General features: G+C 51.4%; 20 protein-coding genes. 8 read left to right on the top strand and 12 right to left on the bottom strand.

Features of this window, described 5'->3' with window-relative positions:
* Window positions 1–62: 62 nt before the first annotated feature.
* Window positions 63–3164 (bottom strand): DEAD/DEAH box helicase, encoded by a 3102-nt coding sequence (locus BJP58_RS23560; protein WP_194540798.1) that lies wholly within the window; start codon window positions 3162–3164, stop codon window positions 63–65.
* 312 nt (window positions 3165–3476) lie between these two features.
* On the opposite strand from BJP58_RS23560, the gene BJP58_RS23555 reads away from it, so the two are divergent.
* The gene (locus BJP58_RS23555; RefSeq protein ID WP_194540797.1) at window positions 3477–3689 is read left to right on the top strand and encodes a PLDc N-terminal domain-containing protein; all 213 of its coding nucleotides are present in this window, start codon (window positions 3477–3479) and stop codon (window positions 3687–3689) included.
* A gap of 424 nt (window positions 3690–4113) precedes the next feature.
* Here the strand turns inward: BJP58_RS23555 and BJP58_RS23550 are convergent, their stop codons facing one another.
* The 3 genes from BJP58_RS23550 to BJP58_RS23540 all read right to left on the bottom strand — a co-directional run bounded on the left by BJP58_RS23550 (window position 4114) and on the right by BJP58_RS23540 (window position 7264).
* Entirely contained in the window at window positions 4114–5403 is a 1290-nt protein-coding gene (locus BJP58_RS23550) for an ABC transporter substrate-binding protein (RefSeq protein ID WP_071222082.1), read from the bottom strand.
* A 143-nt stretch (window positions 5404–5546) separates the two neighbouring features.
* A complete protein-coding gene (locus tag BJP58_RS23545; protein WP_194540796.1) occupies window positions 5547–6383 on the bottom strand; it encodes a carbohydrate ABC transporter permease in 837 nt (278 codons plus the stop codon).
* A complete protein-coding gene (locus BJP58_RS23540; protein ID WP_071222084.1) occupies window positions 6383–7264 on the bottom strand; it encodes a carbohydrate ABC transporter permease in 882 nt (293 codons plus the stop codon). The genes BJP58_RS23545 and BJP58_RS23540 overlap by 1 nt, the downstream gene beginning before the upstream one ends.
* A gap of 152 nt (window positions 7265–7416) precedes the next feature.
* On the opposite strand from BJP58_RS23540, the gene BJP58_RS23535 reads away from it, so the two are divergent.
* The 3 genes from BJP58_RS23535 (at window position 7417) to BJP58_RS23525 (ending at window position 11680) form a co-directional block, all read left to right on the top strand.
* Window positions 7417–9201, top strand: a complete 1785-nt coding sequence (locus tag BJP58_RS23535; RefSeq protein ID WP_194540795.1) for a cache domain-containing sensor histidine kinase — start codon at window positions 7417–7419, stop codon at window positions 9199–9201.
* A 1-nt stretch (window position 9202) separates the two neighbouring features.
* Window positions 9203–10819 (top strand): response regulator, encoded by a 1617-nt coding sequence (locus tag BJP58_RS23530; protein ID WP_194540794.1) that lies wholly within the window; start codon window positions 9203–9205, stop codon window positions 10817–10819.
* A gap of 96 nt (window positions 10820–10915) precedes the next feature.
* On the top strand, window positions 10916–11680 hold the full coding sequence (locus tag BJP58_RS23525; RefSeq protein ID WP_194540793.1) for a tryptophan-rich sensory protein: 765 nt from the start codon (window positions 10916–10918) through the stop codon (window positions 11678–11680).
* Window positions 11681–11822: 142 nt separating this feature from the next.
* Here the strand turns inward: BJP58_RS23525 and BJP58_RS23520 are convergent, their stop codons facing one another.
* The 7 genes from BJP58_RS23520 to BJP58_RS23490 form a co-directional block, all read right to left on the bottom strand.
* A complete protein-coding gene (locus tag BJP58_RS23520; protein WP_071222088.1) occupies window positions 11823–12203 on the bottom strand; it encodes a RidA family protein in 381 nt (126 codons plus the stop codon).
* 68 nt (window positions 12204–12271) lie between these two features.
* Window positions 12272–12946: an NAD(P)H-binding protein gene (locus BJP58_RS23515; protein ID WP_194540792.1), complete on the bottom strand. Its 675-nt coding sequence runs from the start codon at window positions 12944–12946 to the stop codon at window positions 12272–12274.
* A 245-nt stretch (window positions 12947–13191) separates the two neighbouring features.
* Window positions 13192–13467 (bottom strand): hypothetical protein, encoded by a 276-nt coding sequence (locus BJP58_RS23510; protein WP_194540791.1) that lies wholly within the window; start codon window positions 13465–13467, stop codon window positions 13192–13194.
* A gap of 32 nt (window positions 13468–13499) precedes the next feature.
* Window positions 13500–13703 carry a CsbD family protein gene (locus BJP58_RS23505; protein WP_071222090.1) on the bottom strand — a complete coding sequence of 68 codons (204 nt, stop codon included), beginning with the start codon at window positions 13701–13703 and terminating at the stop codon, window positions 13500–13502.
* A gap of 246 nt (window positions 13704–13949) precedes the next feature.
* A complete protein-coding gene (locus tag BJP58_RS23500) occupies window positions 13950–14165 on the bottom strand; it encodes a twin-arginine translocase TatA/TatE family subunit (protein WP_071222091.1) in 216 nt (71 codons plus the stop codon).
* A 90-nt stretch (window positions 14166–14255) separates the two neighbouring features.
* Complete coding sequence (locus BJP58_RS23495; RefSeq protein ID WP_071222092.1) at window positions 14256–14810, bottom strand: RidA family protein; 555 nt, start codon at window positions 14808–14810, stop codon at window positions 14256–14258.
* Between the two features lie 19 nt (window positions 14811–14829).
* Window positions 14830–16434: a flavin monoamine oxidase family protein gene (locus tag BJP58_RS23490; protein WP_194540790.1), complete on the bottom strand. Its 1605-nt coding sequence runs from the start codon at window positions 16432–16434 to the stop codon at window positions 14830–14832.
* 277 nt (window positions 16435–16711) lie between these two features.
* Between BJP58_RS23490 and BJP58_RS23485 the strand changes: the two genes are divergently transcribed.
* Complete coding sequence (locus BJP58_RS23485; protein WP_194540789.1) at window positions 16712–16963, top strand: MerR family transcriptional regulator; 252 nt, start codon at window positions 16712–16714, stop codon at window positions 16961–16963.
* Window positions 16960–17751 (top strand): twin-arginine translocase subunit TatC, encoded by a 792-nt coding sequence (gene tatC, locus BJP58_RS23480; protein ID WP_233354738.1) that lies wholly within the window; start codon window positions 16960–16962, stop codon window positions 17749–17751. The genes BJP58_RS23485 and tatC overlap by 4 nt, the downstream gene beginning before the upstream one ends.
* 183 nt (window positions 17752–17934) lie before the next feature.
* Here tatC and BJP58_RS23475 read toward each other — a convergent pair whose 3' ends face one another.
* Window positions 17935–19440, bottom strand: a complete 1506-nt coding sequence (locus tag BJP58_RS23475) for an HD-GYP domain-containing protein (RefSeq protein ID WP_194540788.1) — start codon at window positions 19438–19440, stop codon at window positions 17935–17937.
* Between the two features lie 651 nt (window positions 19441–20091).
* Here BJP58_RS23475 and BJP58_RS23470 point away from each other — a divergent pair.
* A complete protein-coding gene (locus tag BJP58_RS23470; protein WP_194540787.1) occupies window positions 20092–20436 on the top strand; it encodes a hypothetical protein in 345 nt (114 codons plus the stop codon).
* Window positions 20427–24590: a WIAG-tail domain gene (locus BJP58_RS23465; protein WP_194540786.1), complete on the top strand. Its 4164-nt coding sequence runs from the start codon at window positions 20427–20429 to the stop codon at window positions 24588–24590. Before BJP58_RS23470 ends, BJP58_RS23465 begins: the two co-directional genes overlap by 10 nt.
* Window positions 24591–24604: the final 14 nt, after the last annotated feature.

Genomic DNA, 24604 nt, shown 5'->3' with positions numbered 1-24604 from the left:
CCTCCTTGGCGTCCATTTTTGTATGCCTTTTTACGCTGCTTCACACGCCGTATGCAATCCGGTTACATCCAATCCTGCTCTTGCAGCTCGATCAACTGGCGCAGCTCACCGTCCGACATTTCCGTCAGCCATGTTTCGCCCGACCCGACCACCTGCTCGGACAACGCCTTCTTCTGTTCAATCAGCTCGTCAATCCGTTCCTCCAGCGTTCCCTGAGAAATCAGCTTGTGCACCTGAACGTTGCGATGCTGGCCGATCCGGAACACACGGTCCGTCGCCTGATTCTCAACCGCCGGGTTCCACCAACGATCATAGTGGAGCACATGGTTCGCACGGGTCAAATTCAGACCTACGCCCCCGGCTTTTAACGACAGAACAAAAAACTCGGTCCCCTCGCCTGCCTGGAACGCCCGTACCATCTCATCCCGCTCCCGTTTGGGCACCCCGCCATGAAGGAAATACGGCTCCTTCCCGTATTTACGCCCAAGCATGCTTACCAGCAATTCACCCATGCCTACATACTGGGTAAAAATCAGCGCGGATTCTCCAACATCCGCGATGCTGTCGAGAATTTCAAGCATGCGCTCCATTTTGCCCGAGGACTCCGCACGCACCGCACGTCCTTCGTCGCGTCGAAGCAGCTGCGGATGATCGCATATCTGCTTCAGCTTGGTGAGGGATGAAAGCACAAGTCCCTTGCGCGCCATGCCCGTCCGGCTTTCGATCTGTCCCATCATCTCATCGACAACCGCTTGGTACATCGCACCTTGAACCTCGGTCAGCGGGCAATACGATTTCAATTCCAGTTTCTCCGGCAGATCCTTGCGGATATCCGGATCGCTCTTGAGTCTGCGCAGCATGAATGGAGATACGAGCTTATGAAGCTCGCGGAATCTCTCCTGCTGTCCCTCTCCCGGCGCATATCGCTGACGGAAGGCGTTAAAGGAGCCGAGATATCCCGGATTAAGAAAATGAAAGATCGACCAAAGCTCCGCCAAACGGTTCTCCACCGGTGTTCCGGTCATGGCAATGCGGTGAGGCGCGGATAATTTCATGACGCTCTGCGCCTGCTTCGTCCGGTAATTCTTAATATATTGTGCTTCGTCAAGCACCACACTCGACCACTGGATAGCGGATAAATCACCGCCGTCTCTTCCCGCCAAATGATACGTGGTCAGCACGATATCATGATTGGCTGCTTCCTGCAGGAAGTCTTCTCCACGCAGACGTCGAACGCCATGGTGCACATGCAAGGTCAGATCCGGTGCAAATCGCTGGATTTCCCGCTGCCAGTTACCCAGAAGCGAAGTCGGGCAAATAATCAGCACCGGACCGCCAGCCGTTTCCGTATTGAGACGCTCTAATAGACAGGTTATAACCTGTACCGTTTTTCCAAGTCCCATATCGTCGGCAAGGCAAACACCAAATCCCAAATCGCGCATTACGCTAAGCCACTGGTATCCCCGTTCCTGATACGGTCTCAGTTCGCCGTGAAGCGAGGAAGGAATCGGGCGAGACGGCAGCTTGCGGGCCGTTTCGCCATCCAGTAAGGAGGACAGCAGACCGGTTGTCTCCACTTCCTCGATAAAGAGACCTTTCCACATGCGTTCTCCATCCATATCCGCGCTAAGATGCATCCATTCCGCAAGCTCCATCTCGCCCTTCTCATGGCGTTTCATGAACCGCAGCACTTGGCTGATCTCCTTCAGATCCACCTCAACCCATTCCCCGCGGAACTGGACATAGGGCAGATTCTGTTCGGCCAGAAACTTCAATTCTTCGCGCGTCAGGGATTGGCCTCCCATCGCTGCGGAGATTTGAAATCTGACCAGATGCTCCATGCCGAGCACCGGCAGAGGATGCGCTTCGCCGGATGGTCTTGCATCCGGCATCATTTTGAGGGATAAGCCGACGCGGCGGCGCCCTTCCCTGCTCCATCGTGAAGGCATTTGAACCGTGACTCCGCTTGCCGTTAATTTCGGAACCGATTCCTTCATAAATGTGGACAAGCGGTCAAGCGACAGGGACACGCTCTCGGGAGCACGTCCGTACAAGCCAGCGGCCAGCTCCGGTGCCAGCTCTGCCGCTTCTCCCAGCTTCATCAACAGCTGCAGCTGAACCCTAGAATACATCCGTCCGCGGATCAGCTGATCGGATTCCGGATTTCCCCAGATGCTGCGGACGGGCATCGATAAGCCTTCATCCTCCTGACTGCGTGCCCAGAAGGACACCTTCCAGTCCTTCCGGCTCTCATCCAGGGGCGGCTCAAGCCGCAGCCCAAGTCCAATGGTCCCGTTCTCGGGAGGCTGATCCTCCCCGCTGTCATAAGGAAACGCCGTCCCTCCAACACGTTCAACGGCTTCCTCCAGCTCGCTCACTTCCTCCGCCGTCCCTTGAATGGGAATGTCCCGACTGACGGTCAACAGGCTGTTCCACCACAGCTCGGCCAGCGGAGATTGTCCCCGCCGGTAGTTCGCCAGATAGGTCCGCAGCTTATCCTCCGATTCGCGGACAGCCGCCCGGACTTGGCTGTCGATCACGCCGCACAGAAAAGAATACAGCACAATAGCCCCTGCTTCCTCACGAGTAGAAGGATCGAATCCGGCAAGAGCTGCCGGCGTCCCAATCGCAATGGGCGGGATACTCGCTGCCAGCTGTAGAAAGCGCGCGCCATCCTCGGCAGACAGCTGCGGCTTCCATACCGCCTTTATATTTTGCATCGTTGTCCGACGCCTGCCTACGGAAGGCACCTCGGCCGTCCCTGGTGCAAACTTCCCTTGCAGGAGCAGCTCCAATGCGAATCTGCTCGCTTGTACCCAATATTCCATTTCTTCACCAACGCTTAGGCCCTGAGTCTGGTAATACTCAGGATCCAGCGAGATCAGCAATTGAAATGCGTCTCCCGGTGTCAGAGCAAGCCCTTCCATCGTCCGTCCGCCAAGTGTCTTCCGTTCCGGACGCCGTGCGCTTTTCGATCCGAGAACTTTGGCCGGATATCGGAGCTCGGCAAGCCGGAGGGAAGCGTTAGCGAAGGGACGGATTCCATCCGGTCTGCGAAAGGTACGGACCACGCGGCTCCAAGCATCCACTCTCGGTTCCGAAACCTCACCGGAAAAACAAAAGAATACATCACCTAACCATACGCCATAGAGCGGTTGATTCATCGTTGTCTCCCGTCTTTTCCTGCTTTATAGATATTATTACTATCTTATACGATAGCTTCAACATTTCAAAACGATGCGAAATCGTTCTCACGCCAAAATAACGTCAACCTTTATCATACCATGTATTTACTATTTCGTAGTGATCTATGTATTGCAGATTTCTCCTATATAGGTTAATAAAATATCCGTAATCTTATGCAATCTCCGGTTACCGCCAGCAGGAAAACCCCAAATTTTTTCGTTTTTATGCGACCCTAATGCCGATCGACCGTATGTAGATCATACAATTAGAGTTCGGGAGGCTATTTCATTATGAGTTTTGTTGGCGTTGGTATTATCGGGATTTTGACATTATTACTGGGATTATTCTTCTTCCTTCTTCACATTGCCGTCTGCGTATGGGGTTATAATGACGCCCGGCGAAAAGGCCGCAGCCCTGAATTTGCGATTCTGGTTGTGCTCGGCTTGTTGTTCTTCCCTGTTGTTGGTCTCATTATTTATTTGCTGATCCGAAATCATTATTAGAGGTTGTTCAAAAAGTCCGCTTTTGATCACGAAGCGAATCAGGAAGCAGCTCGGCATCGAATCTTGAATTCAGCCGGGCCTTCCGGTGCTCACGTACCCAAAACGTACGCTCCGCTCCTCACTCCCTAGCTTCATCCAACCTTCTCGGTGCTGAAAATCGACCTTTTTGAACACGCACTATTAGTGAGAATCCTGCACTGCTTCTTCCCCTTAGCCACAGGGCATGCTTATCAACGATAAAGACAGTGCCACAAAGCTATTACCAATAAATAAAAAGGTCGAAGCACAGCGCTCGAAATGAGTCTGTCTCCGACCTTTTATAATGCATAAACTGTTTTGATGACTCGATATTCCCTTAGGGACAGCCCCAATTACGTCAATGGATCATTTCGATGGCATAGCGCTATAAGCGCCACCCTCGTGGTTACTTCGCTTTCAAGCTTTCCCATGATTTCTGAATGCCTTCGAACAATTGGTTCTTGTCCACATTGCCTGCCACATAACCTTGCATCTGGCTGCCGAATTCATTCATGCCGCCGTCAGGGAATTTGTTGAACTCCCAGCTGAGCGCTTTGTTCTCTTTGCTGTATTTCATGACATCGTTCCCCAGATCGCCAAGCGTCTCGCTGTTTGCTTCGATGCTGGTCAGTGCAGGGATGAACTTGAACTCTTCCGTAATGTAACGTTTACCGGTCTCCGAAGTGACGAGCCAGTTCAGGAATTCCTTCGCTTCATCCTTCACCTGCGATTTGTTGTTCACGACCCAGTTGTTTGGCACGCCGATCGGAAGTTTGTCATTCTCTTCGGCATTGTCATTGATCGGCATCGGCAGAAGGCCGATGTTCAGATCCGGATTGATGCCGTCGATCTGTACTTGCGTCCAGTTCCCGTTCTGGGTCATAGCCGCTTCACCGCTGGCAAAGGTCGTGATTTCCGTGTTGTAATCCGTCGTCAGCGGGTTCTTCTGGCCGTATTGGACGGTGAGGTCGAACAGTCTCATCCATTCGTCGAATTTCGCGTTGCCAACCAGCTTCTCCGTGCCTTCATTCATTCCTTTAACGAATGCATTCGGATCTTCCTGATGGGCGAACGGAATGTTCAGCAAATGGTTGGCCAAAATCCAGGTCTCTTGGTAACCGTTCACGAATGGCGTAATACCGGCTGCTTGCAGTTTTTTGGCTGCTTCCTCAAGCTCTGTGAGCGTCTTAGGAAGCTCGGTGATTCCCGCTTTTTCAAACAAATCTTTATTGTAAATAAATCCATAACCCTCGATCGTCATCGGTTGTCCGTACAGTTTACCGTCTTTGGTCATAGGCTCTTTGGCAACGTCAACAACATCCTTCACCCATGGCTGGTCTGAGAGATCCTCAACATTCTCGAACCACGTTTCAAGATCGCGGTATCCGCCAACGTTGAAAATGTCCGGCTCGTCGCCGGAAGCGAACTTCGCTTTCAGCGCCGCGCCATAATCCGAACCGCCGCCAACCGTTTGAATGTCCAGCTTAATGCCGGGATGCTCTTTTTCGTATTCGGCTTTCAGTTTATTCAGAGCCTCGGCGATTTCGACTTTAAATTGAAAAATCTTAATCGTTTTCGTTCCGCCCTCGGCACCACCATCAGCGCCTTGATTGTCCTCATTCTTGCCGCCGCAGGCTGCAAGCAGCGTAGAGAAAGCCAGAACCATGACCAGGAGCAGCTTACCGTATTTCTTCATTGTGAATCCTCCCTTTTTTTCTTCTATAAGGATCGTGTACTGCATTTGTTGATAGCGTTTACTTTTCCAGTATAATCAACCTTTTTTCGTTAAATCAGGGATTATATTGATCTGTGAGGGGGAAGGAATTGACCGATTGACAGCTATCCCTTCACCGCTCCTTGCGTAATGCCCTCAATGATGTATTTCTGCATGGCCAGGAAGAAAATAATGACCGGCATGATCCCCAGCACCAGCGCCGGCAGAGCCAAATCCCACTGCTTGGTATATTGCCCAAAAAAGGCGAAGGTAGCAATCGGAATGGTCCGAAGATCTGCGGACTGCAGGATCAAGGATGGCAGCAGGTAGTCATTCCATATCCATAGGGTGTTCAGGATGATAACCGTAACGAACATCGGCTTCATCAGCGGGAATACCACCCGGAAGAATACGCCGTATCCGCTGGATCCATCCACGGTTGCGGCTTCTTCGATCTCCATCGGGATCGATTTCACGAAGCCATGGAACAGAAATACGCTTAGCGGAACTCCGAAGCCCAGGTAACAGATAATGAGCCCGTACAAACTGTTGTTAATGCCCAGCGTTGCCGTCACTTTCACGAGCGGAATCATGATCGATTGAAACGGAATGACCATCGCCGCCACAAACAGTGCAAACATGATCCGGTTAAAGCGCGTGTTCCGGCGAACCATCTGATACGCGGTCATCGCACTTAACATCGCCAGCAGCAGATTGCTGGCTACCGTAACGACCAGCGAGTTCCAGAACGCCTGCGGGAAATTGGTGATATCCCACGCCCGTGAATAGTTGCTCCATTCAAGAGTGGTCGGGAGTCCTGCCGAGTCCGTCAACAGATCACCGAAGGTTTTGACAGAGTTCACGAACAGGAAGTAGAACGGGACCAGGAAGAGCAAGGCTACGATAATCATGATGATCTCCGTGGCCATGGTGTTCAGCCGGTATTTTCTCGTGGTCTCCATTACGCTTCAACCTCCTTGCTCTTCGTGAATCGAACTTGCAGACTTGTTATGATGGCAACCACGATGAAGAAGATGACCGCCTTCGCCGTTCCGAGCCCGAGACGGTTATTCGTATAAGCCTCGTTGTAAATATTCATGGCCACCGACTCCGTGGAGCCGAACGGTCCGCCTTTAGTTAAGGATAGGTTCAAGTCGAACATTTTGAAGGACCAGGAAATCGCCAGGAACAAACATACCGTAACCGCTGGCATAACGAGCGGAATAATGATGGACCGCAGTACCTGCCCTCTGCTCGCGCCGTCGATTTCGGCTGCCTCAAGAATATCCTTCGGCACGTTGTTGAGCGAGGAAATGTAGATGACCATCAGGTAACCGGCCGTCTGCCATACGAAAACGATTACAATTGCCCAAAAGGCAGTTCCCTTCGTACCGAGCCACGGCAGATTGAAGAATCCGAGGTTGGTGGCATTACCGATCGCCGCAAACCCTTTGACAAAAATAAACTGCCAGATAAAACCGAGCAGCAGGCCGCCGATGACGTTAGGCATGAAGAAAATCGTTCGGAGCACGTTCCGTGTTTTAAGCGGCTTGGTCAGGAAGTACGCCAGTAAAAATCCGAGCAGATTCGTAAGGATGACGCCAAGCACCGTAAACCGGGTTGTGAACCAGAAGGCATCACGGAATTTATCATCATTGGTAAAAATGGTAACAAAATTATCAAAGCCGACAAAGTCGATTTTGCTTGACACGCCATTCCAGTTCGTGAAGGAATAATAAAGACCCAGAAGGAACGGAATGATCATGATCAGGATGAAAAAAATAGTGGAAGGTCCCACGAAAAGAAACTGCTGCAGCAGCGCCGAAGATTTTTTTCGATTCATCCCTTGATCTCCCCTTTTCGTTTAAGTTGTTGTATGATGTACAGCCATTATGCGGTAACCTGTAAACAATAAACACGGAGAATCATGAACCGTTAGGTGTAAAATATTGACCATACGCGATGCCCATTCCATAACTCAGGGGGTGATCCTATATGAAATACCGCAGCATCCAGACCCGGCTGATCACATTCATGCTCGCCGTCACAACCATTCCGCTTCTGCTGTCGCTTTACATTACGTTTACGCATACCCGCGAGTCCGTGAAGGAGCAGACGGTGGATGAAAATATACGGCTGATTTACCAAGGAGCCACCAATCTGATGAACTATTTGCGCGTCATCGACCGCGCCTCCCTGTCCGTATATTCCGATCCCCATTTTTTGCGTAATCTTGCCCTGGATCCCGATAATCACCGGGTGGTGGCCGAGCTGTATACGACCTTGCAGGCCATTCAAACGGGCACGCAGGACGTGCATCAAATTTATCTGCACAATCATTTGACGGGACAGTCCACCCAGATATCCAGCAATTTGCCTCGCAGGGAATTCCGGCAGGCCCCTTACCGTAAAATAGAAGAATTCGGCCCGGGCAATACGGCCATCGAGCCCGTCCATCAGGTGCACAGTTACGGGTTCCCTCCGCGGCCTGCGGACATTCTGAATTTTGAAGTTTTCACCTTCTATCGCTCCATCACCAACGTACCGTCACCCGACCAATATGCCCTTATGGCGATCGATGTGAAACTTGACAGTATTTTGGCCATTTGCGATCAACTGTATGCCAAAGGGGAAGAACAGCTATACTTGATTGATGACAAGGGAAGCATCATCTACAGTCCGGATCCGCAGCAACGGGGGCAACGTCTGGACGACCCTGTGCTCATGGGCGAAATCGCTCAAGCGGAAAATGGTTACTACGATGGCAAAGACGCGATGATCGTATATGAGAAACTCGATTTGCCTTATGCGCCCTGGACGCTTGTCAAACAAATTCCGCATCAAACGCTGTACAAGCATTCGACAGAACTAACGAGCATTAATGCGATTATTGCGATTTTAGCACTGTTCATTGTCATATTCGGCACGCTATGGATATCCATTCGGATTACAAGACCCATTAAACAACTCACAAGCTATATGAATCAGGTGAAAACCGGTCGGCTTGACGTGGATATTGACGTAACAAGCCCGGACGAGATCGGGATTCTCTCCCGCCGCTTCCGAACGATGATGGACACCATCAACAACCTGATCCTGCGTGAGTACCGGCTGGAAATCGCCAATAAGACCAATCAGCTGAAGGCACTTCAGGCGCAGATTGATCCGCATTTTCTGTACAATTCGCTCCAGTCGATCGGTACCCTGGCCCTGCAGCATAATGTGCCGCGGATCTATTCCCTGCTCTCATCGCTGGCGAATATGATGCGCTACAATATGCGCAACAGCGAGGGCAAAGTGACCCTGCAGGATGAGATCAACCATGTGCGGCTGTATCTTGAGCTGCAGAAGCAGCGGTTCCGTGACCAGCTGGACATCACATGGGATTTGGATCCCGAGAGCCTTACGACTCCGGTTCCGAAGATGATCCTGCAGCCGATAGTTGAGAATTATTTTAAGCATGGCATGAATACGCACGCCGGCGTCGGCCATATATCCATATCTTCCCGCATCGCGGAAGATCGCCGCTTGATCGTCATCGTTGAAAATAACGGGTCCTCCATCGAAGAAGCCGAGCTCGCTTTGATTCGCAGCAAGCTTGCGACCGCTTACGGCCACCCTGACCGGAACGATGCCGGCAATGAATCGATTGGGCTCTTAAATGTTTTGATGCGATTGAACTTATACTCCGACAACAAGGCCGGATTAACGATAGAGAATGTAATACCACACGGCGTCAAGGTCACGCTCGATATCAACGCATGGGAGAGTGAACAGTAGAATGAGAGTATTGATCGTAGATGACGAACAGCATGTGCGGGAGGCTATAGGGCTTCTGGCAGACTGGAAGCGGCATGGCATCACGGAAATTGATCAGGCCGCTGACGGGGAGGAAGCGGTCCGCTTAATCGAGGAGAACAAACCGCAAATTGTCATGACCGACATGCGAATGCCCCGCAAAAACGGACTGGAGCTGCTTACCTGGCTCCATACTACGAAACCGGATATTAAAGTGCTCGTCATTAGCGGATATGATGATTTTGAATATGTGCGTCATACGATCCGTTCGGGAGGCATTGACTATATTCTCAAGCCCGTTGAACCGGACAGCTTGAACGAAGCGCTGGCCAAAGCGGTTCAAACCTGGCAGCTCGAGGAAGAGAAGCGGCAGCAGATTACTAACCAGAATATTGAAATGAATCAGATGGCCCCTTTCTATATGGACCGCCTGCTCTCGGATCTGGTTAACGGCTACGGCAACAGGGACAGCGTGGTTTCTCAATTGCGGAACCGGATGACGCTGCCGGCAACCGGCATGATCTATAACGTTGCCGTCCTACGCGATGATCAATTTGACGAAGCTTTGCTGTCCAAATTCCGCAACAGGCGCCATCTGCTATCCTTCACGCTCATCAATATTTGCAATGAGCTGTTGATGGATCAGGGGGTTGCCTTTCGACATATCGACAAGCCCGGGGAAATCATGATCCTCTGTTGGAATCCGCGGCTTCCCTTTAACGACGTACTCGATCGAATCAATGACGGGTTCTTCTCCACCCTTCGCAGGCGGAGCCATTTCGGTGCCGCCAGAGCATGCGCCTTTCCCGATGATCTGCCGAAGGCTTATCTAAATGCCGTCCAAGCTTTGTGCAGCCGCAATCTATTAACCGGCAAATCCCGTATCCATCGCGAACGCGCCGTTGAAAGCGAAGGCTCGCGCACCCTTCGGCTCTCCTCCTACGAGGAGAAATTCAAACTGGCCGCGCTTAGCGGGAGCAAGGAGCGCATTGAGGCAGCCACGGAAGAATGGCTGCACGATGTGAGAGAGAGGGATCTCGTATCGCCGGAGCATCTGGCGAGATGGAATTCGGAGTGGGACTGGATCCAGTATCATTGGACGGAAAATGAAGTGAAAAGCACGCAGGAGCCCATCGAAGACGCTGAAATCTCGCAGGACCTCCCTTCCCCGCTTCCTTACAGCGAGGAGGGAATGATCTGCTGGGATCGCTGGCGCGAGCAGATCAGCGGAAGGCTGTATGCAGCATCCCGGGTTCTTACCCAGATTCATTCCAAGGACAGTCACATCATTCATGATATTGCCCACTATTTGGAGCAGCACTATCATGAGGAGATTTCCCTTCAGCAAATTGCGGGGAAATTCTTTCTTAGCAGGGAGTACATTTCGCGAAAATTCAAGCAGGAATTCGGCGTAACGTTATCGGATTTTCTCGGGCGGATTCGTATCGACAAAGCCAAAACGCTGCTGCTCAATCCCCAGATCCGGATCGCCCAAATCGCGGAGATGGTTGGTTACCAGGATGAGAAGTATTTCAGCAAAGTGTTCAAAAAGATGGAGGGTTTCACGCCCAACGAATACCGGAAGAAACCTATGAGTTAAGCGAAGGGGCGGTGCCCCTTTCTTGGCTGCTGGCTCGATATTCATTCTTTTGGGTATATTCTATATATTCCAGACTGATATCAGGAGGAGATTTTATTGTACCGCAACAACCCGTACCGCTGGTGGAATCTGCTGTTTTTCGCCGGTGTAATTGCCGTGAATGTGTTATCAGGCATGCTGCCGCTTGGCGGCAGAACAACCGGGGAGATATCAGATATGTATTATACAGCGATCACTCCCGCAGGATATGCCTTTTCCATATGGTCCGTCATCTATGTGCTGCTGTTCTTTTTTGTCATCTATCAGCTGCGTCGCGACACCGGAAACCGCGATTCGGTAAAATCCATCGGTCCATGGTTTATCCTCAGCTGTGTATTCAATATGGCATGGCTTATTTTGTGGCACTATTTGTATATTGAATGGTCTGTCGTGGTGATGTTCCTGCTGCTGTTAACCTTATGGGTTCTATATGCCCGCACGCATACGATCGACTATCCGACGTCAGGGGAAAAGTTTTGTCTGAAATTGCCGTTCAGCCTATATATCGGCTGGGTATGCCCTGCCTTTATCGTCAACGTCGGAATCGTGTTTCAGAAGAATGACTGGAGCCTTTTCGGCCTGCGCGAAACCACTTTGGGGATTGTGCTGCTCTGCATCGGTGCATTACTCGCCATATGGATCGGCCAGCGTTACCGGGACAGCATCGTGCCGCTGGTCTTCACTTGGGCTTACATCGCCATCGCGGCCGAGCATCGGGAGACCGACAGCATTTTAATGACCGCCTTTGTACTCTCTATCGTCCTGTTTGTATATGCCATATGGCTCTTCTTTACCCGCAATCGGAGAAGATCGCTATATTAAACCGAGCCTTAACGAAAAGCTTCCCTTACTCGTCTATGAGATTAGTTCGCACCCTTTTCAATATCGTTAAAATTCAATAGAGCATAAAAAAGGGAGCTTTGCCTGCATTGGCAAAGCTCCCTTTCACATGTGATCATATCGCTTATGGCTTAACGGCGATGACTTCAATCTCAACCAGTCCGTCCTTCGGCAAACGAGCAACCTCAACGGCGCTGCGAGCAGGGTAGGGCTCGGAGAAAAAGCTGCCGTACACTTCGTTAACCGCTGCAAAATCATTCATATCCTTCAAGAATACGGTGGTTTTCACCACATGGTCGAGGCTTGTCCCGGCTGCTTCAAGGATCGCCTTCACGTTGCTAAGAGACAGCTTCGCCTGCTCCTGAACTCCCTCGCCGAATTCACCCGTTTCCGGATTCAGGCCGAGCTGGCCTGAGGTATAGACGAATCCGTTGATTTCTACAGCTTGGCTGTAAGGCCCGATAGCTCCCGGTGCTTTGTTGGTCGATATGATATGTTTACTCATGGTCTGTCACCCTTTCTATGTATTCCTATCTGTGTACATTGTAATCTGCCAAGGGTGCTCTGGCAAATTTATTCAGCGGCCTCGCCGAGAACATGAATGACTTCATTGGTGTATACATGGTGGCCTTTCATATCCGTTAAGCCGATATTCACCATCGATCTGGCTACTTTCCGCGCTGGTATGGCCCGGTATGGGGCCAGCTTCGGACCTTTGAATGCAAAGTCCAGGGAAGTCATGAGAACAGATGCCACCCGCTCTCCAAACCGCCGCTCGGGCCGCTCGCCCAGCAATAATGACGGTCTGAACAGATGCAGACCCCGAAAGCCAATCTCGGCCAGCTTTTCTTCAACCTCACCCTTGGTACGAAGATAGAAATTACGAACCTTCGGATTAGCGCCTGCGGAGCTGACCGCCATAAATTGTCTCACCCCGTGCCGCTTAGCCAACTCCGCTGTCTTGATGACATAATCCACATCCACTTTACGGAATTGCTGCTGGGACCCCGCTTTCCTGATCGTGGTTCCCAGGCAGCAATACACGCTGTGGACGCCAGAAAAAGCATCGCTGTATCGATCCAGTTGATCCCATTCCACCAAGATGGGCTTCAACTGGGGATGCGTTATATCAGGAAGACTTCGTACCAGCACGCGAACCTCTTCAAGCTCCTCGCGCCCCAGCAGTTCTTCGGTTACCATACGCCCCACAAGCCCTGTGGCCCCGACTACGAGTGCAACCATTCCCACCTCGCCCCCTCCCTCCGTTCATGATATAAAATATGAATGACATGAAAGGCCTCTGCAGCCCCCGCTCTTCTATGCAGCACGAAGCATTCTCCGCCCTAAATGGGCTGATCAAACTTCCTTTTGACCTCATTCTACACCGCATCGGACCCAAGTCAATATGACTTTTCAAATATAAAACTCACATGAATTTCCCATGGCTCAGGGCCTGGACATCCAAGCTTAAAAAGGCAAAAAAAGAGCGCAAATCAGGCTCGATTTGCACTCTTTCTCCAAGCGGTTATGAAGCTGGTCAGCGGCTTCCACTCCCTGTGGAGCCAGCCGGAGGATTCGGCAGTTTCCTCCGCCAGTAGCCCCGCGGTGGAAGATGCCGCCTGCTGACTGTCTCTGACAGGGAGAACTTCCTCATTCATCATCTCATAGTATCCCAAATGATAGGTGCTGACCATGTCTCCGTGTAAGGTAAACACCTTGCCGTCACGAATATCGATCACCTTGCCGGTCACAACCCGGGATTCCAACATGATTCGTTCTGCCTCCCTTATCGTCCTTTAGACTAGTCGCGGTATCTTGCACTCCAATCGGTATATTCACGTTCAGCCGCATCCTTCGTATGTCCGTAACGTTCCTGCAGCTTGCCAACCAATTTATCCTTCTGGCCGTCGATCACATCGAGATCGTCATCCGTCAATTTTCCCCATTGCTTCTTCGCTTCACCCTTCATCTGTTTCCATTTCCCTTTAAATACGTTGCTATCCATAATATCAGCTCCTCATAGAGTAATGAATGATGAAATGTAGAATTGCCTGTACTTGTGTATACCCCTCAGAAGTTTCTCTGAATCCTGGCAAAGGATGTCATCGCGAAGTTTCAGTCCTCGCATTGATCTCAAAGTCCAAACATTCAAAAAAGCTGTCTCCATGGGCTACAGCAGCTCCACGGGACAGCTTCATTTGTACATACAAATCCAATCTCATAGTGCTGAGGGCTGGATGAAACGGCCTGATCACCCTTTCAGTTTGATGACCGCTCCCTCCCTTTCCCTCTCCTTGCCCTTTTCCTCTTCTTTATCTTCCCCAACCAAGTCTCTGGCGGAAGCTTTGAATTCAGACAACGTGCGGCCCACCGCCCGCCCAAGCTCCGGCAGCTTGGAAGGACCGAACAGAATGAGCACGACAATCAGGATCATCATCAATCCGACAAAGCCGACATTTTGAAACATAGAACCCAACTCCTTTAATATGTGATGGTGACCGTTCATTTGTAAAAGCCAGCGCTATTCGATCAGCCGACTACGTGGAACAAGAACAACTTACTTTTTCTTATCCTTGCCAGGGTATACCGCTACGGCTTCAATCTCAATTAACCAATCGGCATTCACGAGGCTCGCTACTCCCACGGTAGAACGCGCAGGCTTCACGGGATTCTCCTTCGTATTGAAAAACTGGGCGTATGCGTCAAACCAGCCGGTATAATCAAAAGCTCCGTTCTTGGCTGCATCCGGGGTTAAGTATACTCTCAAATAGACGACATCCTTCATCGTCAGCCCCTGCTCCTTCAGCTGTTTCTCGATCTCCTTCAGGATGCCGATTCCTTGGGTTTTGGTATCGCCATAGCGCTCATAAACCGTCTTGCCATCCTTGTTCAGCAAGGGCGGAACCGTCCCGCTTGTATAAAGATAGGAAGCCCCTTCGGGTATGATAACCCCGCTGGAAATAGAGGATGTGGGACTGCCGTAAAATTTCGGGGCGGGTGAAGCTTTGGTCGGCTTCTTATAGGCGGAAGAGCTGTCGGCATACGCGGCGGTTACACTCACCGCACTGATCAGCATGGCCAGCGCCAGGATCGTCTTCAGTTGATTTTTCATGGAATTGTCTCCTTTCGATTTACGCTTTCATTACGCGTTGATGGATGTCGGTTACGACCTCGCGGGCGGACTCAATGGCCCCTGCTTGCCAAGCCGTGATGTAGCTGATGTGCTCCCCTGCCAAGTAAATACGGTTATCCGGCTTGCAGAGGGTAGGGTAGTAGGTTTTCCTGTCGTTGGCGGAATAGGATACCCAGCCGCCTTCCTGGTATTTAGTCTTTTTCCAGTCGATGGAGAAGGATGCCTCGAACTCCTTCGGATACTGTGGATGAATCTTAGCGCCTTGCGTTAGTGCAAGTCGCTCGCGTTCGGCATACGACATGGCCCCGATTTTATCGGCAGTGCCCCCGTATGCATAATAACCAAGCAGAATCCCCTTCTTTCCAAAATAGTCTGTCGGCGGATAGTAGATTTGCGTAATGTCCATATTCGTCAAGCTGCTGCCGCCATATAAATATTCGTCTTCTTCCCAAAAGCGCCGTTTGAACTGCAGGCCGATTTTACCTGCGGAAGCGTAACCGACGCTGCTGATCGCTTTGGACATCTCCGGCGAGAAATCGGCCGGGATCTTCTTCAATACCGTCAACGGTATGGTGCAGATGCAATAATCGCCGCGGATTTCTTGCTCTCTGGCGGAATTGCCGTCCGTGTACACGATCCGCACACCGGAAGAGGACTGGCGAATTTCCTTCACCTCTGCCCGGTACTTGATCCGGTTGCCGATTCTTTTCTCAAATGCCTTGATGATGGCATCCATGCCGCCTACGGGATGAAACATCATCATCTGCTGGTCGTAACCGTACTCGTTGCTGAAATATTTGCCGAAGCCGGAATTGATGATCGCCTTCAAATCGAATGGATCCCGGAGCACACCGGCATCCAGGCGGCTTCCCGGCTCATCCTTATACCCGCCGCGCTCGGATCCCTTGTAGAACAGATCCGGATTCAAATCGCCTTCGGCCCTCAGATAATCCACCAGCTTCAGCTTCTCTTCCGCTGTCAGCGGCAGATCCAGCGCATTTTGATTCACGGCTTTGGCCAACATCTCGGCCACGTAACCGCGCACGTCGGCTTTGGCTGCACGCTTGGGGACGCGCTGCCCGGATAAAGCCCCCACGTTCTCGTTATAGTAGTAGCCGCTCTCATTCACATTGTTGAATGGCTCGATGGCTACGCCAAACTTCTTGCAATAATCCAGCGTGACGTGAAACTGCGGAATCCGCATCGGGCCTGCATTGAAGTGCAGCCCGTTATCAAAGCGGGAAGTCTGACGGCCAAATCCGATCTCCGCAACGGAGGTTCCTTTGCGGATCGTCCAATTGCGCCCGCCGGCAAAGCTTTTCGCTTCCAATATCGTGCAATCGTAACCTGCCAGACCAAGCTCATACGCTGCCGTCAAACCCGCGATTCCTGCGCCGAGAATAATAATCTTCTTGCCGCCGCGGCCGCTTAGAGTCAGGTCATTTTTTCCGGGAGGCATATATTCTGCTGCTTTCAACGTTTCCGGCGTAAGGAGCCCCATCGTACCCATCAAGCTGAAGACGGCGACAGATCCACCCACCTTGCCAACAGTCGTCAGAAATTGCCTCCGGGTCATCTCTTTTGGTTGTCCTTTTGTAGCCACCCTCGTTCACTCCTTCGCTAGTTTGTGATTGGATTCATGAGCCGATCTTAGCAGAGAAAACAAAGTTTGGCTTAAATTTTGTTAGGTTTTCTTACACGGTTTTTTTATTTTTGAAAAACGATTGCTTTTTTTCCTTCTTTTTCATAAAATCATGTCATAAATCCTTCCAAACAAAATGAAATCGCCAAAATTATTGCCGTTTTATCTTCTTCGTTTTTAATCCCAAGCCAGGAACAATAGCTCAGGGTTAACAATACTTACATAGGAGGTAAAGATTATGGAGAGTAAGGTGATGAGTATTGGGGTTGTTTGCGAACTGACCGGCTTGACGGAACGTCAAATTCGGTATTACGAGGAACGAAAGCTTATATTTCCGGAGCGTACGAAGGGAGGAAATCGTCGATATTCTTTTGGGGATGTGAAAAGCATCCAGGAAATCCATCAAAAAATGCAGGAGGGATTTAATACATTTGAGCTGAAGGAATTGAACAAAACGAAAAAACAGCGCTGCACGCCCATCTTCCGATGATGACCAAAGGAGTGACGAAGCCTATGGAGTTCAAGGGTACCATGACGCTGCTTGAGCACATCGCCGAACTTAGAAAACGGATCCTGCTGGTAGCTGCCGTCTTCATCCTGAGCATGGCGGCAGGCCTGATTGCCGCCCCCCATGTGTTATCCATGTTAAAGCATCACTCACCGGCCTTTCAGGTAACCTGGAACGTGTTCTCGCCTTGGGACGGACTGCGCATCTATATGAGCATAAGCATCGTATTATCGCTGCTTCCTACCCTGCCGTTTGCCCTTTATCAAATATGGCTGTTCGTCAATCAGGGACTGAACAACCGCGAGCAGAGAGCGGCCCTTCGGTTTATCCCTTTCTCCGCGTTATGTTTTCTTATAGGGGTTGCCTTTGCGTACTTTGTCGTTTTTCCGATGAGTCTTGCTTTTACGACAGGAATCAACAGTCAGATGGACCTTGTCGAAACGTACGGCGTCGCCCAGTACTTCGGATTCATGTTCAATATCATCATCCCGCTCTCCCTTGCCTTCGAGCTCCCCGTTGTTGTCCTGTTTCTGACGCGAATAGGCATATTAAGCCCGGCTATCCTGCATACGATGAGGCGGTATGCCTACGTCGTTCTGGTGATCATTGCGGCGCTGATCTCACCGCCTGATCTCGTATCTCACCTGATGGTTGCCATCCCGCTCATCGGTCTGTATGAGATCAGCACATGGCTGGCAAGCTGGATGCATCGCAAACAGAAGCATGTGAAACATGAAGAAAGCACGGAATCGATACGGCTCACCAGATGATCTAATTTCCGTATTCACTCCTCGCCGACTCTCGAAGCAGCCGAGTACCCATTTATTGGCTGCCCTGAGGGCAGTGATATTTTAACGACAGGCGCACAAAAAAGAGGCCGTTTACCTGTACAGGTACGGTCTCTTCTCATTCCTATCCATAGAATCAGCTGCGATTCCCTGCTTATCCACCTACTAGCGGATCGTAATGACCTTCTTCTCCGCTTTCATATATTTAACGAATATGCCCGCATAATCGGGGTCCCACTGGGTTCCCCTGCCGGCTTCCAGTATGTTCAAGGCATCCGCCGATTTCATGCCGCTGCGGTACGGCCTGTCCGACGTCATGGCATCATAGGCATCGGCCACGGCAATAATCCGTCCAAACAACGGAATCTCCTTCCCCTTCAACCCGTCAGGATACCCGCCTCCATCATAGCGCTCATGATGGGACCGTACCCCTTCCAGATAAGGAGCCATGGCATCGGCAGGCTCGATTTGCAGCAGAATGTTCTCTCCTTGAGCCGGGTGGGCCTTTACCTGATCGAACTCCTCTGCCGTCAGTTTCCCTTCCTTCAGCAAAATATTGTCCCGAACTCCGATCTTGCCGATATCATGCAGCAATGCCGTCTTGTGCAGCAGATCAACCTGCTCTTCGCTGAGTCCCGCCAGACGGCCGATTAACACCGAATACTCCGCTACCCGAAGCGAATGGCCGGCCGTGTAAGGATCTCTGGCATCCAGCGCCGCTGCCAGGGCGGCAAAATAACTGTCCAGCAGCTTGCGGTTTCGCTCCTCGCGCACCTGCAGCCCGCGAACCATCATATTGAAACCCGCGATCAGATTGGAAAATTCATCAGAATAGAGATTGGAGGTCTGAATCAGACGCCCCTCCTTAATCTCATTCATCGCCCGGTACAGCTGCCGGATCGGCCGCTGTAAATCCTGGGTCAAGAGCCAGGCGCCGATATAAGCAAAACCGACGCCAAGCAGCAATATAAATCCCGCCCAGCCCCAGTACTGCTGAGCTACGATCTGGCTGAGCCCCTCCAGACGAATCTGGACCGCCAGACTAAACAAAAACAGCGGAAAAGTGCCGATTAACATCGTGCTGAGCAAAAATTTTGTCCGAATCGCCATGAATACATGGCCCTCAAGGGAGAAGTCCACGCCATAACGAGATAACGCCTGCCGCCGAATCTCCTTGATCAATGGGCGAATGGCGGCTATCGTCAGAAAAAATTCGATCATGGCGTGACAGCTGGCTAGCAGGACCGCCCCCAGGCAAGCCAGCCATATATAGAACGGCGAAAAATTCAGTTTGCCCTGCTCCATCATCCAAACCGTCAGCAGAATGGCCGGAAGCGACAAGCCGAGCAGATGAGGTCCGAATATACGGTATACCGCCAAACGCGGCATACGGTGTATGCTCAAATATGCTTTTTCCAACGTTTCCAAATCCGTATGGCCTTCATGAAACCCCGCGTGAATCGGTCGTAAATGCCGAAGAAAGACGGTCAGCTCGGACGCAATCATCACCATGAATGAAATGGTCAGTATGACCACAAGGCGCGCGCCTTCCTCAATAGGAATTTCCAGAGTCGTTACCATTAATACGCCACCCACAACAAGCACAGCTGCAATGGACCCGATCATATAGTTCCGGATTAGCTGTTTAAGAAAAGACTTATACAGTTGCATCGTTCGCCTACTTTCATTAACAGATAATAAACATCGGCAAGGCAGGTGTGAATCCGAACGTATTCGACATGATGCTACAACTTAAGATCCCAACAGCAGAATTTGCAAGAAAAAACTGTTAATATGAATATCGTTGGATTTCCAGAAAAAATCAAGCGTTTTTGCATAACATTCTAATATACATTTGAATATCTTTGCTTATTACGAGTACCTGTGCTATAATAAGTAATTGTTATATGAAGTTTAACCCCGTTAGTTCCTCGAAACATGGTTATTTACATCTCTGTTGAAGTGCAAATTCCTATTTTATGACCCTAAGAGTAAGAGTTTTATGGAACGGATTTCTGATTCACACTGGCGCGGTCATCGGAGCCGCAAGGACGAAAGAGAGGCAGGGCTTTTGTCGTTTTAGAAGCAAAGATTCTTGAAGAAACTTCAAATACGGAACCGACTGTACAGCCGTTACCGGCCGTCAGGGGTTAAATTTTATATGTGCTTTCTAGCGCTCAATCAAGGACTCGGCCTTTGGCCGGGTCCTTTTCCATGTTACGCTGCCCTTTCGTTTGTCGAATCCCAAAAGACCAGTGACAGCCGCCTAAACGGCTGCATATGATACCGGAGACGATGAGTATTCGGAAGGAGCGTGTTGTTTTGAAGAAAAAGAAGAAAAGCCCATCATCTTCCTCTTCCCAGCCCTACAGGGTAGATCCCACTACGAGGGAACTCGATCTGCTCGAGCGAAATAAAGGACGCAGCCCAAAAAAAGATAAAGATGCCCACATTCTTTCAGCAGCAACCATTATGGATCTGGATGAGGATCTTATCGGCATCATGGAATTAAAACAAGAAGAAAAAGAAAACAAAGAAAACATCCCATTATCGAGATCTGACGAAGATTCCAGCTTACCTACAGAAGAGGCTGTAGCCGCTGACACCCTGACCGTGCCTACCGATCCCCCTCCCTTCCCGAGATGGAGATCGAGCATGTGCAGCTGATTATGGAGAAGGAAATGCCTGAAATTAAGGGCGCATTCATATATACAGAGGATATAGGGGAATATGCGGTAACCGAAAGCCGGATCGCTTCGAGAGCAGTCACAGCATCCAAGCTGTCGCGTGGTGCCGTTGGGCCTGAAGCCATACAAGACTACAGCATCACCAGTCTGCACATTGCCGACGAAGCCGTGACCTCAGGAAAAATTGCGCCATTATCGGTCACGGGTGAACATCTAATGGATGGCATCTTATCTACGCGCAAGTTTCGAGACGGTTCCGTGAATGCCAGCAAGATCAAGGATGGCAGTATAACCTCGCAGAAGCTGGCAGACCACGCCGTAGTTAGCGATAAAATCGCGGATGGGGCTATTACTGCACGTCATCTTCAACAGCTTCTCGTGACAACCGACCTGCTCGAAGACCAAGCGGTTCAAGGAGACAAAATCGCATCCAGCGCCGTAGAAACCCGACATCTCGCTAATGAGAGCGTCCATAGCTCCAAGCTTGCAGAGGATGCAGTCACTTCGACCAAAATCCGTGAAGGTGCCGTAACAGGAAAAAAAATCGCCGATGACGCCATCTCAGCGTCCCACATAAAACCGCAAAGCATCGAAAGTAAGCATTTGGCAAGCGAAGCTGTAACTGCAGAGCATATTGCTGCCGGCAGCATCGGGTCAGGCCTAATTGCAGATGGTGCCATCAATGCCGGACATATTGAAGAAGGCTCGCTCAGCGCCCGCCATTTAGCGGACGGAGCCATAGGCTCAGAGCAAATCCGGCCTGGCTCTATCGGTTCCGATCAGATCAGCATCAATGCAGTATCCGCCCGCCATCTGGCTGATTCCAGTGTCACAAGCTCCAAGCTTGCCGATCAATCCGTCCATACGGTGAAGCTGGTGGAACAGGCGGTGACGGCTTCGAAAATCGCGGATCAGAGCATACTTCCTAACAAAATTGCCAATGAAGCCGTCCAAACGCGTCATCTGGCTAAGGGCACGGTGGAATCGGACCAAATTGCATCGAATGCCATTCAAACCCGGCATCTCGCTGCGGATGCAGTAAACGCCGAGCACATTGCCGAGGGCAGCATCTTACCTAAGCATCTCGCGCCTCAAAGCGTCATAGGGCGCGCCATTCATCCCAAAACGATAGCGGAGCAGCATCTGGCTGACGGAGCGATCGGAAAACAGCATCTTCAACCCGCATCCGTCGGAGAAGAGACGCTGGCCCCTGAGAGCGTGACGAGCCAAAAGCTTGCGCTTGGATCGGTTGGCGGAGCCATTATTGCTAAGCATGGCGTGACCTCCGGCAATATTGCCAGTGAGGCCATTCAGCAGCAGCATCTGTCAGGGGGCAGTGTAGGCGCCGAAGCTCTGCAAAACGGTGCGGTTCGCGAGCAGCATCTGGCCGATGGCTCTATTGCCAGCCGTCATCTGCAGAAGGGAAGCGTACGGACTCAAGCGCTCGCCCAGGGTGCGGTAACGACAGATAAAATTGCCGCAGGCAGCATCGCGGAGTCCTCGATCGGCGATGGGGTTATTGCGCCTCGACATCTGGGGGACCACGCCGTAACCTCACCGAAGCTGTCTCCGGAAAGCGTGACCACGGATAAACTGACAGACCTTGCCGTAACTTCTAATAAACTGGCTGAGAGCAGTGTCTCTGCTGGCAAAATAGCTCCAAAGGCCGTTCAATCCACTCATCTCTCGCCGAGTGCGGTGACTTCCGAAGCAATTCAGAACAAGGCCGTTACTTCGGAAAAAATCGCTCCGCAAGCTGTAGAGGGCGCACATCTGGGACTGGAATCCATCCTGGGCAAACATATCGTGCAGGAAGCTATTCATGGTTATCACTTGAAGAAAAAATCCATCATGTTAAGCCATTTGGCCGATGAAAGCCGCTCGGCGGAAGCGTTGTTTGCCGACGGCAGCATACCGGGCGTAAAAATCGGGTCGCAATCGATTACGGAAGCCCATCTCTCGCCTTCGTCGGTCTCGGGATCCGCGCTGCAGGCGAACGCCGTGAGTGGTGACAAGATCAAGCCTCTTTCCATTTCAGCAGTGCATCTGCAAGAAGCGAGCGTCCAGTCTGACCATCTGGGTGTGGATATTGTGAAGTCACAGCATATGGATGAAGGATCGGTGACTGGACGCCATCTTGCTTCCGGCTCTGTCAATGCCCGGCACATTCAAGCCGAAAGCATAGAGTCCGCACATATCACGAACGACGCTGTCCTTCCTGAGCATATCGCCGGAGAGTCGATCCAGAGCGGACATCTTGCCGAAGGCGCTGTGAACTCCAAGCATATTGAGTTATTCTCGATTCAAAGCCATCACCTGGCGCCGTACTCGATCAACGCAGCGCATCTTGGAAATCAGTCTGTCGGTCATGTCCACCTGCAGCCGGACAGCGTTGGCGTCGATCAATTGCAGCCGGGGGCCGTAAAATCGAGGCAGCTGGCGGAGGGTGCCGTTCTTCCCCATCACCTGCAAATTTCCAGCATCGGTTCGCAGCATATCGAAGCCGGCGCAATCACAACGGAACTTGTGCAGGACGGTGGAATTACAGGCAGCAAGATTGCTGACGATTCCATCACCGGCAAGCACGTTGCTGAAGGATCGCTGACGGGCGCACAGATTGCCGACGGAGCCATCGGCTGCAAGCATCTTGGACCGGATGCTTTCGATAACTTCACGTTAGCCGAAGGATCGGTTACTGGCAGCAAGATTGCTGAGGCTTCCATCACTGGATTGCATGTAGCTGAAGGTTCGCTTACTGGTATCCAGATTGCCGAAGGGGCCATCGGCTGCAAGCATCTCGGACCGGATGCCTTCAATAACTTCGCGTTGGCCGAAGGATCTGTTGACGGCAGCAAGATTGCCGAGGCTTCCATTACAGGCGCTCACATTGCTGACGGCTCCCTCACTGGAGCGCAAATTGCCGACGGAACCATCGGCAGCAGGCACCTCGGACCGGATGCCTTCAATAACTTCACGTTGGCCGAAGGATCGGTCACAGGCAGTAAGATTGCTGAGGCTTCCATTACAGGCGCTCACATTGCTGACGGCTCCCTCACTGGATTGCAAATTGCCGACGGAGCCATCGGCAGCAAGCACCTCGGACCGGATGCCTTCAATAACTTCACGTTGGCCGAAGGATCGGTTACTGGCAGCAAGATTGCTGAGGCTTCCATCACCGGCAAGCACGTTGCTGAAGGCTCGCTGACTGGCGCACAGATTGCCGACGGGGCCATCGGCAGCAAGCACCTCGGGCCGGATGCCTTCATTAACTTCACGTTGGCCGAAGGATCGGTGACGGGTAGCCAGATTGCCAAGACTTCCATCACGAGCGCCCACATTGCTGACGGCTCGCTGACTGGCGCCCAGATTGCCGACGGAGCCATCGGCAGCAGACACCTCGGACCGGATGCCTTCAATAACTTCACGTTGGCCGAAGGATCGGTTGACGGCAGCAAGATTGCAGAGGCTTCCATCACGAGCACGCACATTGCTGATGGTTCGCTTACTGGTATCCAGATTGCCGACGGGGCCATCGGCAGCAAGCATCTCGGACCGGATGCCTTCAATAACTTCACGTTGGCCGAAGGATCGGTTGACGGCAGCAAGATTGCAGAGGCTTCCATCACGAGCACGCACATTGCTGACGGCTCACTTACCGGAGCGCAAATTGCCGACGGAACCATCGGCAGCAAGCATCTTGGACCGGATGCCTTCAATAACTTTACGTTAGCCGAAGGCTCCATTGATAGCGATAAACTTGCAAACGGCGCCGTCACAAGCGCCCATCTGGCCGACGGAGCCGTTACCGGACAACAATTGACTAAAGGTGCCGTAACGGCAGAACATTTAAGCTTTGCGCCAATACGCAGCGCAGCCGGCCAGCCGAAGCTGCAGCAATTCGGCATGACGCCTTTTGTATTTGGAGCTGAAGCCTTGACCGAGGTGACCGTCCAATTCGAGGAGGCTTTTGCTGGGATCAACTATATCATTGTGGGAATGAGCAATAATCCTGGCTTCCAGATCTCCTTGAAATCCCAGCGTGAGGATGCCGCCGTCCTAGAAGTAAGCCGCCAGCCTAACTGCAATCTCGCCTATGGTTTCATGTCCTGGATAGCCATCGGCCCTTCACGATAACAACATAGCAATCC

This window comes from Paenibacillus sp. JZ16 (assembly GCF_015326965.1).
GTDB lineage: Bacteria > Bacillota > Bacilli > Paenibacillales > Paenibacillaceae > Paenibacillus_AQ.
This window is presented reverse-complemented; position numbering and strand designations above follow the sequence as displayed.

Bases quoted from the DNA above. Each gene is read 5' to 3' on its own strand.
- BJP58_RS23475 (WP_194540788.1), bottom strand. From the start codon at position 19,440: ATGCAACTGTATAAGTCTTTTCTTAAACAGCTAATCCGGAACTATATG.
- BJP58_RS23560 (WP_194540798.1), bottom strand. From the start codon at position 3,164: ATGAATCAACCGCTCTATGGCGTATGGTTAGGTGATGTATTCTTTTGT.
- BJP58_RS23550 (WP_071222082.1), bottom strand. From the start codon at position 5,403: ATGAAGAAATACGGTAAGCTGCTCCTGGTCATGGTTCTGGCTTTCTCT.
- tatC (WP_233354738.1), top strand. From the start codon at position 16,960: ATGATGACCAAAGGAGTGACGAAGCCTATGGAGTTCAAGGGTACCATG.
- BJP58_RS23495 (WP_071222092.1), bottom strand. From the start codon at position 14,810: ATGAAAAATCAACTGAAGACGATCCTGGCGCTGGCCATGCTGATCAGT.
- BJP58_RS23500 (WP_071222091.1), bottom strand. From the start codon at position 14,165: ATGTTTCAAAATGTCGGCTTTGTCGGATTGATGATGATCCTGATTGTC.
- BJP58_RS23505 (WP_071222090.1), bottom strand. From the start codon at position 13,703: ATGGATAGCAACGTATTTAAAGGGAAATGGAAACAGATGAAGGGTGAA.
- BJP58_RS23520 (WP_071222088.1), bottom strand. From the start codon at position 12,203: ATGAGTAAACATATCATATCGACCAACAAAGCACCGGGAGCTATCGGG.
- BJP58_RS23530 (WP_194540794.1), top strand. From the start codon at position 9,203: ATGAGAGTATTGATCGTAGATGACGAACAGCATGTGCGGGAGGCTATA.
- BJP58_RS23510 (WP_194540791.1), bottom strand. From the start codon at position 13,467: ATGTTGGAATCCCGGGTTGTGACCGGCAAGGTGATCGATATTCGTGAC.
- BJP58_RS23485 (WP_194540789.1), top strand. From the start codon at position 16,712: ATGGAGAGTAAGGTGATGAGTATTGGGGTTGTTTGCGAACTGACCGGC.
- BJP58_RS23540 (WP_071222084.1), bottom strand. From the start codon at position 7,264: ATGAATCGAAAAAAATCTTCGGCGCTGCTGCAGCAGTTTCTTTTCGTG.
- BJP58_RS23555 (WP_194540797.1), top strand. From the start codon at position 3,477: ATGAGTTTTGTTGGCGTTGGTATTATCGGGATTTTGACATTATTACTG.
- BJP58_RS23535 (WP_194540795.1), top strand. From the start codon at position 7,417: ATGAAATACCGCAGCATCCAGACCCGGCTGATCACATTCATGCTCGCC.
- BJP58_RS23545 (WP_194540796.1), bottom strand. From the start codon at position 6,383: ATGGAGACCACGAGAAAATACCGGCTGAACACCATGGCCACGGAGATC.